The sequence below is a fragment of the Micromonospora sp. CPM1 genome, assembly GCF_023896895.1.
In the GTDB taxonomy this organism is placed as follows: domain Bacteria; phylum Actinomycetota; class Actinomycetes; order Mycobacteriales; family Micromonosporaceae; genus Micromonospora; species Micromonospora tulbaghiae.
Genome location: NZ_JAMHIU010000004.1, coordinates 131,160 through 144,823, shown reverse-complemented (window position 1 = coordinate 144,823; position 13,664 = coordinate 131,160). Strand labels below are relative to the sequence as shown.

General features: G+C 74.6%; 14 protein-coding genes. 5 read left to right on the top strand and 9 right to left on the bottom strand.

The features are described 5' to 3' along the window. Positions 1-36: 36 nt before the first annotated feature. The 7 genes from M8C11_RS06645 to M8C11_RS06615 are packed head-to-tail and all read right to left on the bottom strand — an operon-like array spanning position 37 to position 7,781. Entirely contained in the window at positions 37-1,629 is a 1,593-nt protein-coding gene (locus M8C11_RS06645) for an amidohydrolase (RefSeq protein WP_252448799.1), read from the bottom strand. A 31-nt stretch (positions 1,630-1,660) separates the two neighbouring features. Then, positions 1,661-2,059 carry a monovalent cation/H(+) antiporter subunit G gene (gene mnhG, locus M8C11_RS06640; RefSeq protein ID WP_121684067.1) on the bottom strand — a complete coding sequence of 133 codons (399 nt, stop codon included), beginning with the start codon at positions 2,057-2,059 and terminating at the stop codon, positions 1,661-1,663. Beyond that, entirely contained in the window at positions 2,056-2,319 is a 264-nt protein-coding gene (locus tag M8C11_RS06635) for a monovalent cation/H+ antiporter complex subunit F (RefSeq protein WP_091425167.1), read from the bottom strand. Before M8C11_RS06635 ends, mnhG begins: the two co-directional genes overlap by 4 nt. Further along, entirely contained in the window at positions 2,316-2,918 is a 603-nt protein-coding gene (locus M8C11_RS06630) for a Na+/H+ antiporter subunit E (protein ID WP_120570319.1), read from the bottom strand. Before M8C11_RS06630 ends, M8C11_RS06635 begins: the two co-directional genes overlap by 4 nt. Beyond that, the gene (locus M8C11_RS06625; RefSeq protein ID WP_013477154.1) at positions 2,915-4,486 is read right to left on the bottom strand and encodes a Na+/H+ antiporter subunit D; all 1,572 of its coding nucleotides are present in this window, start codon (positions 4,484-4,486) and stop codon (positions 2,915-2,917) included. Before M8C11_RS06625 ends, M8C11_RS06630 begins: the two co-directional genes overlap by 4 nt. Continuing rightward, positions 4,483-4,950: a Na(+)/H(+) antiporter subunit C gene (locus tag M8C11_RS06620; protein ID WP_252448797.1), complete on the bottom strand. Its 468-nt coding sequence runs from the start codon at positions 4,948-4,950 to the stop codon at positions 4,483-4,485. The genes M8C11_RS06625 and M8C11_RS06620 overlap by 4 nt, the downstream gene beginning before the upstream one ends. Then, entirely contained in the window at positions 4,947-7,781 is a 2,835-nt protein-coding gene (locus M8C11_RS06615; protein ID WP_252448796.1) for a Na+/H+ antiporter subunit A, read from the bottom strand. The genes M8C11_RS06620 and M8C11_RS06615 overlap by 4 nt, the downstream gene beginning before the upstream one ends. Before the next feature lie 190 nt (positions 7,782-7,971). Between M8C11_RS06615 and M8C11_RS06610 the strand changes: the two genes are divergently transcribed. Both M8C11_RS06610 and M8C11_RS06605 read left to right on the top strand, forming a co-directional pair. Further along, entirely contained in the window at positions 7,972-8,922 is a 951-nt protein-coding gene (locus M8C11_RS06610) for a hypothetical protein (protein ID WP_252449008.1), read from the top strand. 80 nt (positions 8,923-9,002) lie between these two features. Continuing rightward, a complete protein-coding gene (locus M8C11_RS06605) occupies positions 9,003-10,229 on the top strand; it encodes a CdaR family transcriptional regulator (RefSeq protein ID WP_252448795.1) in 1,227 nt (408 codons plus the stop codon). Between the two features lie 26 nt (positions 10,230-10,255). On the opposite strand, the gene M8C11_RS06600 is transcribed toward M8C11_RS06605, so the two are convergent. Then, positions 10,256-10,486, bottom strand: coding sequence for a hypothetical protein (locus M8C11_RS06600; RefSeq protein ID WP_013285820.1), 231 nt, complete (start codon positions 10,484-10,486; stop codon positions 10,256-10,258). A 462-nt stretch (positions 10,487-10,948) separates the two neighbouring features. Between M8C11_RS06600 and M8C11_RS06595 the strand changes: the two genes are divergently transcribed. Genes M8C11_RS06595 through M8C11_RS06585 form a run of 3 tightly spaced genes read left to right on the top strand, consistent with a single transcriptional unit; the run spans position 10,949 to position 13,087 of the window. Beyond that, positions 10,949-11,776 (top strand): rod shape-determining protein, encoded by an 828-nt coding sequence (locus M8C11_RS06595; protein WP_252448794.1) that lies wholly within the window; start codon positions 10,949-10,951, stop codon positions 11,774-11,776. Between the two features lie 2 nt (positions 11,777-11,778). After that, entirely contained in the window at positions 11,779-12,090 is a 312-nt protein-coding gene (locus tag M8C11_RS06590; protein WP_120570322.1) for a TraR/DksA C4-type zinc finger protein, read from the top strand. A 49-nt stretch (positions 12,091-12,139) separates the two neighbouring features. Then, positions 12,140-13,087: an acyltransferase domain-containing protein gene (locus M8C11_RS06585; RefSeq protein ID WP_252448793.1), complete on the top strand. Its 948-nt coding sequence runs from the start codon at positions 12,140-12,142 to the stop codon at positions 13,085-13,087. Here the strand turns inward: M8C11_RS06585 and M8C11_RS06580 are convergent, their stop codons facing one another. Beyond that, a complete protein-coding gene (locus tag M8C11_RS06580; protein WP_252448792.1) occupies positions 13,088-13,663 on the bottom strand; it encodes an adenylate kinase in 576 nt (191 codons plus the stop codon). It lies immediately after the preceding gene. Position 13,664 lies beyond the last annotated feature (1 nt).

Sequence of the window (13,664 nt, the reverse complement as noted above, 5' to 3'; positions counted from 1 at the left end):
GTCCCGCCCGGACAGCGGCGTCCGGGCGGGACACGGTCAGCGCTGCCAGCGGACCACGCCGCCGACCACTGTCAGCTCCACGGTCAGGTCGCGCAGCTCCGCCGCGTCGACCCGGTACGGGTCGGTGGGCAGCACGATGAAGTCGGCGAGCATGCCGGGGCGCAACCGGCCCTTCAGGTGCTCCTCGTACGAGGCGTACGCGCCCGCCTCGGTGAAGCAGCGCAACGCCGTGTCCAGGTCGAGCCGCTCGTGCGGGTCGACGCCGCCGGGTGGGGTGCCGTCGGGCTGCTGGCGGGTCACCGCGGCGTGGATGCCGAAGAACGGATCGGGGTCCTCCACCGGGGCGTCCGACCCGAACGCCACTGTCGCCCCGGCGTCGAGCAGGCTGCGCCAGGCGTACGAGGCCAGGCCCCGGCCGGCGAGCATCCGGCTGGTCAGCGGGATGTCGCTGGTGCAGTGGGTGGGCTGCATCGAGGCGATCACGCCGGAGCGGGCGAGCAACGGCACGTCGTCCGGCAGCAGGTGCTGGGTGTGCTCGATCCGGTGCCGCAGCCGCGCCACCGCGCCGGGATCGGCCGACTCGCGCCAGCGCGCGTACGCCCGCAGCACCATCCGGTTCGCCGCGTCGCCGATGGCGTGCGCGGCCACCGCGATCCCCGCCCCGGCGGCGGTCGCCACCAGCCGCTCGAACTCCTCGGCCGGGGTGACGGCGATGCCGTGGTTGCCGGGCTCCCCGTCGTACGGCTCGGTCATCAGGCAGGTGTGTGAGCCGAGCGCGCCGTCGGTGAAGATCTTCACCGGGCCGGTGCTCAGCCAGCGGTCGCCGTCCCCGGTGGCCCAGCCGGCGTCGATCGCCTCGTCCAGGGCCGTGGCGGGGATCGTCTTGTGCACCCGCAGCGGCAGCTCGCCGCGCGCGTACAGCGTCTCGTAGGCGGCCCGGGCGTCCTGCCCGTCGAGGTCGTGGATGCCGGTCAGCCCGGCGGCGAGCAGCCGGGGCAGGTGGGTGCGCAACTGCGCGACCAGGTCACCGGCGTGCGGGGAACGCACCACCGCGTACGCCGCGTCCGCCGCCGCCTCGCGCAGGATGCCGGTCGGCTCGCCGTGCTCGTCCCGCGCGATCTGCCCGCCGGCCGGGTCGGGGGTGGTGGCGTCGATGCCGAGGCGGGCCAGGGCGGGAGTGTTCACCCAGATGGTGTGGCCGTCGATGCTGGGCAGCGCCGCCGGCCGGTCCGGGCAGACCCGGTCCAGGTCGGTGCGGGTCGGCTGCACCGGCCGGGTCCACTTGTTGCTGTCCCACCCGCCGCCGAGCAGCCAGGCGTCCGGCGGCAGCGTGGCGGCGTGCCGCGCGATCCGGGTGAGCGCCTCGTCGAGGCTCGCCGTGCCGCGCAGGTCCACCTGGTCCAGCCCGCGCACGTAGGACGCCGCGTGGATGTGACTGTCGATCAGCCCGGGCAGCACGGCCGCTCCGCCGAGGTCGACCCGGCGCGCGCCGGCGCCGGCCCGGTCCCGGCACTCGGCGAGGTCGCCGACGGCGACGATCCGCTCGCCGTGGACCAGCATCGCCTCGGCGTACGGGCGGTCCGGGTCGAGCGTGTGGATGCGGGCGTTCTCGTAGACCGTGCCGCTCATGGGCTCCCTGCCTCGGCGCTCGTACGGAGTCTCAGGACGTGTGGACCGGCGACGTCTCCTCCGGCTCACCGGCCCGGTCCGCGCGGATCCGGTCGATGTGGTCGGCCAGCTCGTCGGTGATCAGCAGATCGCGCCGGATGTCGTCGTGCGGGTACGCCGTCCGCCCGACCATGTGCGCCGCGACCGGTGCGGTGGCGAGCTGGAACAGGCCCACCAGGACCAGCGTGGTGATGTCCACGCCGGTACGCAGCCGCAGCGCGCAGCCGAGCAGCACCAGCAGCAGCCCGAGCACCTGCGGCTTGGCCGCCGCGTGCATCCGCGACAGCACGTCCGGGAAGCGGACCAGCGCGATGCCCGCGGCGAGGCAGAGCAGGGCGCCGGCGATCAGGCAGATGCCGGCGACGGTGTCCAGGATCGCGTCGATCATCACTTCGAGCTTCTCCGGGACGCGAACCGGGCGACGCTCACCGAGCCGACGAACCCGACCAGGGCGAGGACCACCAGGACCGGAAGCGCCGTGGCGTCCCGGCTGTAGGCCGCCTCGGTGGCGATGGCCGCGACCGCGACGGCGAGCAGCACGTCGGTGGCGACGGCCCGGTCGAGGATCGACGGCCCGCGGATGATGCGGACGAGGGTGAGCCCACCGGCCGCGACGAGCAGCGCGGTGACGATCACGGCGATGACGGTCACGTCGGTGCTCCTTCCAGGTCGACCGACCCGGACGGGCCGGTGGGTACGGATCGGCGGATCAGGCTCAGCTCCTCGGCCGAGCCGACGGCGGCGACGATGCGCTCCTCCAGCTCCAGCACGCCCTGCCGGAAGCGCTCCACCTCGTCGAGGCTGCGGATGCCGATGACGTGCACGTAGAGCGTGCCGGTGCTCCGGTCGGCCTCCAGGATCAGGCTGCCCGGCACCAGCGACAGGGCCTCGGCGTTGAGGGTGAGGTTGAGGTCGGTGTTCACCCGCAGCGGCACCGCGATGATCGCCGAGTGCGGGTGCTCGGACCGGACGGCCAGCCAGGCCACCTGCGCGGACGCCACCACCAGGTCGTACAGGAAGCGGACCACGAACCGCAGCAGCGGCACCGGCCGGATCCGGCCGGCGAACGTGACGGGGGGCAGCGGGAAGACCACCAGCAGCACGGCCGCGACCACGAGTCCGCTGAGCACGTTGGCCCAGCTGAAGGTGCCCCACAGCAGCACCCAGACGGTGACCAGGCCGGTCACCGCGATGGCCCGGTTGCGCCAGCGGTCACGGCGGGTCAGTGGCGCTTTCGGCTGACTGGTCACGGCGGTCCCTCCGGGAACACGGCCTCGACGTACGGGGCACGGCGCAACAGGTCGTCGGCGGCGTCGGTGCTGATGTCGAACAGCGGTCCGGCCACCACGGTCAGCGCCAGGCCGAGCACCACGAGGGCGGCGGTGGACACCGTCATCAGCCGGGGCAGCACCGCCCCGGCCGGCGCCGGGCCGTCGTGCGGCTGCTCGGCGCCGTCGGTGCGGGCCGCCTGGTCGGCGTCGCCCGGTTCCGGCATGTCCGCGTGCGGGGCCCGCCAGAAGGCGAGGTTCCACACCCGGGCGATGGCGTAGAGCGTGAGCAGGCTGGTGAGCAGTCCCCCGGCGACGAGCGACCAGGCCAGGAACCCGCCGTCGTCGACGCCGGCCTGGACCAGGCCGAGCTTGCCGAGGAACCCGGAGAACGGTGGTATGCCGGCCAGGTTCAGCGCTGGTACGAAGAACAGCACGGCGAGCAGGGGCGACAGCCGGGCCAGGCCGCCGAGGCGGTCCAGCGCGGTGCTGCCGCCGCGTCGTTCGACCAGGCCGGCGGCGAGGAACAGCGTGGTCTGGATGGTGATGTGGTGCACCACGTAGAAGATCGCCGCGGACAGGCCGAGCGGGGTGGTCAACCCGACCCCGAACAGCATGTACCCGATGTGGCTGACGAGCGTGAACGACAGCAGCCGTTTGATGTCCGACTGGGCCACCGCGCCGAGGATGCCCACCACCATGGTCAGCGCCGCTATCACCATGAGCAGGTCGGCGGTGCGGCCGCCGGGGAACAGCAGCGTCTCGGTACGGATGATCGCGTACACGCCGACCTTGGTGAGCAGGCCGGCGAAGACCGCCGTCACCGGGGCGGGCGCGGTCGGGTAGCTGTCCGGAAGCCACGCCGACAGCGGGAACACCGCCGCCTTGATCCCGAACGCGAGCAGCAGCATGCCCTGCAGCACCAGGCGGATGTCGTCGGGCAGCGCGTCCAGGCGGTCGGCGAGCTGCGCCAGGTTCAGCGTGCCGGTGGCGGAGTAGACCAGGCCGATCGCCACCAGGAAGATCAGCGACGAGAGCAGGCTGACCACGACGTACGTGGTGCCGGCCCGGATCCGCGTCTCGGTGCTGCCGAGCGTCAGCAGCACGTAGCTCGCCACCAGCAGGATCTCGAAGCCGACGTAGAGGTTGAACAGGTCGCCGGAGAGGAAGGCGTTGCAGACGCCCGCGGTCAGCACCAGGTAGGTCGGGTGGTAGACCGACAGCGGCGTCTCCTCGTTGCCGTCGGCCATGCCCTGCCCGATGGAGTAGACGAGCACGCACAGGGTGACCGAGGCGGACACCACGAGCATCAGCGCAGCGAGCTGATCGGCGACGAGCACGATGCCCATCGGCGCCACCCAGCCGCCCACCTCCACCACGAGCGGGCCGTCCAGCGAGGAGCGGACCAGGAGCATCGCGGCCACCGCGACGGTGGCGGTGAGCACGATGATGCTGACCCACCGCTGGGCGCGGGCCCGGCGGGCGAGCAGCAGGGTGAGGGCGGCGCCGAGCAGCGGCATCACCACCGGCAGCGGGACGAGCCAGGTCATCGGACGGCCTCCGCCTCACCGGCGGCGAGCACCCGGGCCTCGGGGCTGCCGTCGTCGGCCTCGACGGTGTCCGAGTCCGAGGTGCCGGGGCCCTCGTCCCGGTCGGCCAGCTCCATGATCCGGCGGTCCTCGACGTCGTCCTGCACCTCGTCGTGCCCGTTGAGGTGCCAGCTCCGGTAGGCCAGGGCGAGCAGGAACGCGGTCATGCCGAGCGTGATCACGATCGCGGTCAGCACCATCGCCTGCGGCAACGGGTCGGCCATGTCCTCCTGGGCGGTGGTGCCGACGATCGGCGGGCCACCGGCCCGGCCGCCGGTGAGCAGCAGCAGGTTCGCGCCGTTGCCGAGCAGGATGACCCCCATCAGGACACGGGTGAGGCTGCGTTCCAGCAGCAGGGTGACGCCGGTGGCGAACAGGACGCCGATCACCACGACGTAGACCAGGTTGGGGACGTTCGGGCTCATACCAGCTCCTCTTCCCGTACGCCGGCCGGTCCGGTCTCCTGTTCGTCGACCTCCTCCTGGCGGTCCATCTCGGCGCCCAGGCTGCGCAGGATGTCCAGTACGAGGCCGACCACGATGAGATAGACGCCGACGTCGAAGAAGACCGACGTCACGAAGTGCACGTGGCCCAGCAACGGCAGGTGGAAGTCGAGCGTCGCGCTCTGGAGGAACTCGCCGCCCAGCAGCATCGCGGCCACGCCGGTGCCGACCGCGACGAACAGCCCCGCGCCGAGCACCAGGCCCGCGTCCACGGGCGCGGCGCCGTTGAGTTCGGTACGCCCGCCCGCCAGGTACCGCACGGCGAGCCCCAGCCCGGCGACCAGACCGGCGGCGAACCCGCCACCGGGGGCGTTGTGGCCGGAGAAGAGCAGGTAGATCGAGAACAGCAGGATGGCGTGGAACAGCAGCCGGGTGACCACCTGGAGGATGACCGACTGCTGCCGGGAGGTCGCGCCGCTGGTCAGCCAGCGCGGGCGCGACGACTGCTGCCGGCCGGCGCCGGGGATGCCGCTGCGCAGGTCCAGCGCGCGGGAGCGGCGGAAGATAAGGCTGGCCACGCCGGTGGCGGCCACCACCAGCACGGCGATCTCGCCCATCGTGTCCCAGGCCCGGATGTCGACGAGCGTCACGTTCACCACGTTCTTGCCGCCGCCGTAGGAGACGGCCTCGTCCGGGAAGCCGACCGAGATCGGCGTCGCGGTCCGGCTGCCCGCCGCCACGTACGCCATGCCGGCGGTGACCACGCCGACGGCGACGCCGAGCGCGACGCGGAACCGCCGGGTGGCGCGGATCGGGCGGGCCGAGAACCGGCGCGGCAGCCGGCGCAGCACCAGCACGAACATCACGATCGTGACGGTCTCCACCAGGAACTGGGTGAGCGCGAGGTCGGGCGCGCCGTGCAGGATGAACATCAGCGCCGTGCCGTAGCCCGTGACGCCGACCAGGATCATCGCGGTCAGCCGGCGGCGGGCGCGCGCGGCCACCAGCGCCGCGACGACGATGACCGCGCCGGCGACGGCCTGCAACGGGGTGTCCCAGAGCTGGAACCGCCGGGCCCACGGCGCGCCGGCGAGCACCGCGCCGCCGGGCAGCACGACCAGGACCAGCAGGATGACGCCCAGGTAGAACGGCAGCGAGCCGCGCTGGGTGGCGCCGGTCAGCTCCACCGCCGCGCGGTCGACCGCGCCGGCCAGCCGGTCGTAGCCGCTGGCGCCGTCGAAGGGCAGCCGCGGCAGGTACGGCCGGCGCCGGTGCAGCAGCAGGAACAGTCCGAGGCCACCCGCCACCGCGAGCGCCGACAGGCCCAGCGCCGGGGTCAGCCCGTGCCAGAGGGCCAGGTGGTAGCCGGGGTCGGCGGTCGGGAACTGGTCGGCGTACGGGGCCAGCACCCGGTCCACCGCCGGGGCGAGGACGCCGACCGCGAGACCGGCGAGGGCGAGCACCGCCGCCGGGCCGATGAACGCCGGCTCGATCCGGTGCGGCCGGGTCTCCTTCACGCCGGGCTTGGCGGCGAACGCGCCCCAGAGGAAGCGCGCGGTGTACGCGACGGTCAGCGCCGAGCCGGTCACCACTCCGGCGAGCACCAGCAGTTCGGTCGTGCCGCCGTGCAGGAACGCCTCGAGCGCGGCCTCCTTGGCCACGAAGCCGATCAGCGGCGGCAGGCCCGCCATGGAGGCGGCGGCGAGCCCGGCGACCGCCGCCAGCACCGGCGCGCGGCGGCCCAGGCCGCTGAGTTCGCGCAGGTCGCGGGTGCCGGTGACGTGGTCGACGACGCCGACGACGAGGAACAGGGTGGCTTTGAACAGGGCGTGCGCCAGCAGCATCGCGGCACCGGCCAGCGCGGTGTCACGGGTGCCCGCACCGAGGATCACCATGAGCAGGCCGAGCTGGCTGACCGTGCCGTACGCCAGCAGCAGCTTCAGGTCGACCTGCCGCAGCGCCGTCCAGCCGCCGAGGAACAGGGTGATCAGGCCGCCGGCCAGCAGGACGCCGCGCCACACGGTGGCCTGGCCCACCGCGGGGCCCATCAGCGCGGCCAGGAAGACGCCCGCTTTCACCATGGCCGCGGCGTGCAGGTAGGCGCTGACCGGCGTGGGTGCGGCCATCGCGCGCGGCAGCCAGAAGCTGAACGGGAAGATCGCGGACTTGCTGGTCACGCCGAGCAGGACGAGCACCAGCGCGACGGTGAGGTAGCCGCCCTCGGGCAGGTTCCCGGCGATCTCCGACCACCGGTACGAGCCGGCGTGCTGGCCGAGCATCACGAAACCGGCGAGCATCGCCAGGCCGCCCAGCGTGGTCACCAGCAGGGCCTGCATCGCCGCGCGGCGGCTGGCCCGCTTGGTCGGGTCGCTGCCGATCAGCAGGTAGGAGAAGACGGTGGTGAGTTCCCAGAACACGTACAGCAGCAGCAGGTCGTCGGAGACGACCAGGCCGAGCATCGCGCCGGCGAACGCCACGAACACCGCGGCGAACCGGCCGAGGCCGGGATCGTCGGAGCGGAAGTAGCGCGCGCTGTAGGCCAGCACGAGGGCGCCGACCCCACCGACGAGCAGCACCAGCAGCCAGGACAGCGTGCCCATGCGCAGCGCGAGTTCCAGACCGAGCTGCGGCACCCAGGTGACGGTCTCGACGACGGGCCGGCCCGCGCGGACCGGTTCGGTACGGGTCACCGCCCAGATCAGCGCCGCCGCCGGGACGGCCGCCAGCAGATAGAGAGCCCGCCTGCCGAGGAGGCGTACCAGCACGGGGGCGGTCAAGGCTGCGAACGCATGGACCGCCACCAGAACCAGCACACACACTCCTCAAGATCGACCTGCGGTACGTCAACCCTAACCGGCGATGTGGCGAGGCGGTATGTCGAGAGAATCACGCGAACGTGTCGTGTCGGCTCCGCTCTGCTTCGGGTAAGGAGTGAGGTTTGCTCTGCCCGGTACGGCGGCCGCGTCCGGCGGGCGCCCCGATAGGGTGGTCGGCGTGCTGCCGATGCGAGCCGCCCTGGCGGGCACCACCGGGAACGCGATGCTGATGGGCCTCGCCGAGGTCAGCACGCCGGTCGGCTGGGTGCTGCTGCCCGGCCTGCTCGGCGTCTCGGCCCGGCCCCGGACGGCGGCGCTGGTGTCGGCCTGGGCGGGCGTGCTGGTCGCGCTGTCAGTCGTCGTACCGGTGATCCCCGGCCACCGCACTGATCCACAGGCGCTGCTCGCCTCCGCGGCCAGCCTGGCCGCGGTGCCGGTCCTGGCCTGGGCCCGCCGCCGGACGCGGACCGCCACCGTGGCGCGCGTCGCCGCGCCGCCGGACGTCGCGGTGTTCACCGTGCCGGCCGGTCCCGGGAGCGCCGCGCTGGCGATCTGCGGCACCGCCGGGGAGATCGGCGCCGCCGTCCCGGTCCGCGGCGGCGGGCTGCGCGTCCTGCTCGGCACCGTCACCGGCGCCACGCTGGACACGCCCGCCGGGCGCCGGGCGATCGAGCAGGCGTTCCACCGGGCCGCCGCCGGACCACGGCGCACAGTGCCGCACCTGATCGGCGCGCTGGAGAAGGTGGTCCGCGACCTCGCCCCGGCGGGCCACCTGCGCGCCACGATCGTCGACGTGGACCGAGCCGGGTCGGTACGGGCGGTGCGGTGCGGCTCGCCGGACCTCGTGGTCGCCGCCGGGCGCCGCGCCGAACCCGCCGCAGTGCCCGAGGGACCGGCGATCGGGTCGACGGAGCCGGGCGAACGCGCCGCGCCCGGCCCGGTCACCGGCCGCCGGATCGCCGTCGTCGGCACCGGCTTCACCGACGCGCACGGGGAGCGCTGGCTGCGCGTACTCGATCAGGTGGCCGCCGGCGACGACCCGGCACGGACGGCGCAGCTGCTGACCCGCGGCGCCCGGGGCGGGCGGCGCACCGGCCCGGCGCTGGTGATCGACCCGGAACCACTGTCGCGGGGATGACCGGCGGCGCACGCGGGCCCGCCGCCTAGGCTGGTGCGGTGGGCCGGCGTCCGGTGCCGGCCCCGTCCGGGGAGACCGCGATGACCGACAGCGTCCGCCGGCCGGCGCCGGTCGCGGGCGGCGAGGACGAGCAGTGGCTGGCCGACGTGGCCCGCGAGGCGGGCGCCGACGCCGGCGACGTGCCGGTGGAGCTGCTCGGCGACTATCTGCGGCTGCTGACCGACGCGGCGGTGACCGGCCGCCGCCCGCGCCGCGCCGAACTCGACGCGGTCGGCGCGCTGGGCCGGCGCGCGGCCGAGCAGGGGATCTCCGCCGGCCGCGCGGTACGCCTCTACCTGTCCGCGGCGCGGCGCGTCTGGCGGCAGCTTCCCCACCTGGACCGGTCCGACGACAGCGAGGCGGTCCGCGCGGCCGCCGACGCCGTCCTGCACGTGGTCGACACCGCGGTGGCCACGCTCGCCGAGGGGTACGCGGTGGCCCGCCGGGAACTGGTCCGGCGCGAGGAGTCGCTGCGCCGGGAACTCGTCGACGACCTGCTGCGCGGCGACTCCGACCTGGGCGGGCTGGTGGAGCGGGCCGAGCCGTTCGGCCTGGACCTGGCCCGGGTGCACCAGGTCGCGCTCGCCGCGCCGGGACGGCGGCTGCCGGACACGGAGGCGGCGATCAGCGCGCTGGAGCGGGTCATCTTCGACCGGCTCGGTGACCGGGACGTGCTGGTGGCCACCAAGGAGGGACTGCTCGTGGTGATCGCCCCGGCGGACCCGGTGGCCGCCGACCGGGGCCGCGGCGCCGGCCCGGCCGGCAACCTGGGCACCTTGATGCACGGCGAGCTGGACCGGCTGGTGCGGGGCCGGCCGTGGCAGGTGGCGGTGGGCCGCCCGCACCCGGGCGTCTACGGCATCGCCCGCTCGTACGAGGAGGCCCGGGAGGCGCTGACCACGGCGCGGCGCCTGCACAGCGAGGCGTCGGTGATCGACGCGCACGACCTGCTGATCTACCGGGTGCTGCTGCGCGACCAGCCCGCCATGGTCGACCTGGTGCGGGCGGTGCTGACGCCGCTGGCCCAGGCGCGCGGGGGCGCCGAGCCGCTGCTGGACACGCTGAACGAGTACTTCGCCTGCGGCGAGGTCTCCACCGAGGCCGCCCGCCGGCTGCACGTGTCGGTGCGCACCGTCACCTACCGCCTGGCCCGGATCCGGGCGTTGAGCGGCTACGACCCCGCCGACGCGCGGGACCGGTTCACGTTGCACGCCGCCGTGCTCGGCGCGCGGGCGCTGGACTGGCCCCACCGGCCGCTGCCGGCGTAGGGGCCGCCGCCGGTGTGACCGGCGTCTCAGGCCGGTACGGCCACCAGCTCCGGGAAGCCGAGCAGGTTGGCCAGGGCCGACGCCTCGTCACGGGTGAGGGTGAGCGTGACCATGCGGTCCGGGTCGTCCGGGTCGTCGTGGACGACGTCGCGCCGGCCGCCGACCTGGTAGTCGATCACGCCGATCCGGCGGCCCTCCTCCGTGGTCAGCGTGTGCCGGACCCCGATGCCGGGGAGGGTCGTACGTTCGATGATCACGGGGACCTCCTTCGGACGCGGTCGCCGCGGGCTCGCCGGAGCCGGCCGGCGTCAGGGCGACGCGATGGACGTTCGAGCTGGGCTCGCGTTCTCCATGTGTCAACCATAGCCACGGGGTATGGGCGGATCCGGGTTCCGGCCACCGGCAATCATTGCGCCCGTTGTTGGCCGGTGGCGTGCACTGCCGCGCGTGGTGTTCCCGGCGACGCTGGAGGTCCGAGGCGGTACCCGAGCAGCGAGGAGGTGGTGAGCATGACCCGCACGTCGATGGCTCCACCACCGGTGTTCGCCGGACTCGTCGCGTCCCGATCTGCGAGCGGCGACCAGAAGCGCGTCTGAGCCCCCGGCCGCCGGCGTCGTCGAGTGAATCCGACGCCCTGCGGCCCCGGCCACGCCCCTTCCCCGCACCGTCCACCGCCCGTTGGGCACCCTGATCCGAAAGAGGTCGGTATGCCGCACCCTGTGACCGCCATTCGTCCTCCGGCCCGTACCGGCATGCTGATCGGCCGCTCCCACGGCAGCCGCCCGCCGGTGACCGTCGACGCGGCGCCGCTCGCCGTGGACCTCGGCAGCAGCCTGCTGCGGATCTGGCTGGGACCGGGCCGGACGCTGAGCGTCCCGCTCGGCCACGGCCTGCGCAGCCCGGTCGTCCGGCGCGGCCGGATCGTCGACGGTCCGGCCTGCGTCTCCGAGCTGCGGCAGATCCTGCGCGACCACCGCACCCCGGTGCCGGTCGGCGCGCTGGTCGTGGCCTGCCGTCCGGTGCTCGCCGCGCCGGCCGAGCAGGAGGCGACCCGCCGGGTGCTCACCGCCGTGCTCGCCCCGTCCCGGCTGCTGTTCCTCGACAGCGTCCGGGCGGGCGCCATCGGCGCCGGCGCCGCCGCCGGCACCCTGCTCGTCGCCGACATCGGCGCCCAGCTCACCGAGGTGGCGCTGCTGGAGGACGGCCGGGTGGTCGCCGCCCGGCGGGCGGAGGCCGGCACCCGGGACCTGAACCACGCGACGACCGCCGCCATGCTCGCCGACACCACCTCCCGGCTGGTACGCGAGCTGCGTCAGGACGCGGCGCTGCGGCCCCAGGTCCGCGCCGCGCTGGCCCGTGGCCCGATCGTCATCGGTGACGGCGCCACCCGGCCCGACGTGACGGCCCGCCTGGTCGCCACGCTCGGCGCGACTGTGCACCGCGCCGCGTCACCCCGTACCGCCGCGCTGACCGGCGCCGGGATGGCCGCCATCTCGGCCCTGCGACACCCGCACGACACCGAGCGCCGCCCGGAAAGGAGCGCCTGATCATGACGCACGCCCTCAACCGCACCGACACGCTGCGCGAACTGCTGGACCGGCAGTTCGGCGAGTACACCGACCAGCTCACCGAGCTGACGCTGCACACGCGGCAGCCCGACTACGGCGGGCACGACCCGGACACGCTGCGCCGGCTGATCGAGACCGCCCGGCAGGGCGTCGCGGACACCGCCCAGGCACTGAAGCGGATGTCCGAGGGCACGTACGGCGCCTGCGAGCGCTGCGGGCAGGACATCCCGACCGCCCGCCTGGAGATCCTGCCCTCGGCCCGCTTCTGCGTGCCGTGCCAGCAACGGCGCTGAGCACCGCACGGGGCCGTCGGGGCGGGCGCCGGCCGGTAGCGTCACCGCCATGGATGTCGATGACGTCGCCGGCCGGCTCGGCGTGCCCGCCGAGGAGGTCGACCGGGTGCACCGGCTCGCCGGTGACCGGCCCTCCGCGCCGCTGCCCGCCCGGGCGCACGCGCCCGCGCTGCTGGACCGGCTCGCGGTCCGCCCCGACGACGCCGCCGAGATCCTGGCGGCCTGGCCGGAGCCCGGCTCACCACTGTGGACTCCCGAGCTGCGCTGGCTGCTCGACCGCTCGACCGCCCTGGTCCGCGCCGACCTCGGCGGCCACGCCTGGCTGACCCCGGGCCCGGCGCTGCCCCGCGACCGGGGTCCGGCCTGGCGGCACCTCTACGTCTACGCGTACCTCGCACTGGTCGACGCCGTGCGCGCCTACCACCGCGACCACGGCGTCCCCGACGACGTGTCCTGGGCGACGCTCGCCGACCTGGGCAACAACCTCGCTGTCGACCGGCGGATGAACGGTGACGGCTGGCCGGTCATGCAGAGCTGGCTGACGCTGCACGTGCGCGGTGGCCTCTACGAGCTGGGCCGGCTCCAGCACCAGCGCGGCGACGACGGCGCGATCGGCCTGCACATCCCGGACTCGGGACCGCTGACCCCGGAGGCGGTCGACGCGTCGCTGGAGCGGGCCCGCGCGTTCTTCCCGCGCCACTTCCCCGGCGAGCACTACGCCGCGTTCTCCTGCGGCTCCTGGCTGCTCGACCCGCAGTTGCGCGAATACCTGCCGGAGGACTCCAACATCATCCGGTTCCAGCGGCGGTTCACGCTGGAGCCCCACCGGGAGCAGGACACGCCCGACGGCGACGTCGAGGTGCTGCGGTTCGTGTTCCGCAGCCTCAGCACGCCGCTGGACCGGCTGCCGCGCCGCACCGCGCTCCAGCGCGCGGTGATCGACCACATGCGGGCGGGCCGGCACTGGCAGTGGCGCCAGGGCCGCTTCCCGATGTAGTCACGTCAGCGGCCGCGGGCCGCCCCGGCCCGGCCCGGCCCACGGTGTCACCGGCGCTCCGCGCGCCAACCAGTCGTCGAGAGCGGCCGGGTCGTCGAACAGCAGCACCGGCGGCCCGGCCGGGTCGGCCGCCCAGGCCCGCATCCGCCGCCGCGCCCGGCCGAACCCGGTCAGGTGCCACACCAGGATCGAGTCGCGGGACAGCACGCTGCGCAGCGTCTCCCGGTTGCCGTTGCAGATCAGCTCGCCGCTCGCCAGCCGCCGCCGCGTGCGCCGCAGCAGCCGCCGGAACGAGACGCCGCGCGGGTAGTCCAGGCCGATCACCAGGTCGGCGCGGCCCAGGACCACGTCCCGCCAGCCGTGGTACGCGCCGTCGACGATCCACCTGTCGCGCCGGCAGATCGCCTCGATCCGGCGACGCTGCTCGGCCACCGGCACCTCGACCCAGCCCGGCTCCCACAGCAGGTCGTCCACCGGATGCCAGGGCAGGCCGAACCGCTGCGCCAGATGCGCGGCGAGCGTCGACTTGCCGGAGCCGTGGATGCCCTCGACCAGGATGCGGGCCGGGGCGCTCATG

Excerpts from the sequence above, each read along its gene's own strand:
- M8C11_RS06580 (WP_252448792.1), bottom strand. The coding sequence starts at position 13,663 with ATGAGCGCCCCGGCCCGCATCCTGGTCGAGGGCATCCACGGCTCCGGC.
- M8C11_RS06620 (WP_252448797.1), bottom strand. The coding sequence starts at position 4,950 with ATGAGCCCGAACGTCCCCAACCTGGTCTACGTCGTGGTGATCGGCGTC.
- M8C11_RS06645 (WP_252448799.1), bottom strand. The coding sequence starts at position 1,629 with ATGAGCGGCACGGTCTACGAGAACGCCCGCATCCACACGCTCGACCCG.
- M8C11_RS06585 (WP_252448793.1), top strand. The coding sequence starts at position 12,140 with ATGGATGTCGATGACGTCGCCGGCCGGCTCGGCGTGCCCGCCGAGGAG.
- M8C11_RS06590 (WP_120570322.1), top strand. The coding sequence starts at position 11,779 with ATGACGCACGCCCTCAACCGCACCGACACGCTGCGCGAACTGCTGGAC.
- M8C11_RS06605 (WP_252448795.1), top strand. The coding sequence starts at position 9,003 with ATGACCGACAGCGTCCGCCGGCCGGCGCCGGTCGCGGGCGGCGAGGAC.
- M8C11_RS06610 (WP_252449008.1), top strand. The coding sequence starts at position 7,972 with ATGCGAGCCGCCCTGGCGGGCACCACCGGGAACGCGATGCTGATGGGC.
- M8C11_RS06625 (WP_013477154.1), bottom strand. The coding sequence starts at position 4,486 with ATGACCTGGCTCGTCCCGCTGCCGGTGGTGATGCCGCTGCTCGGCGCC.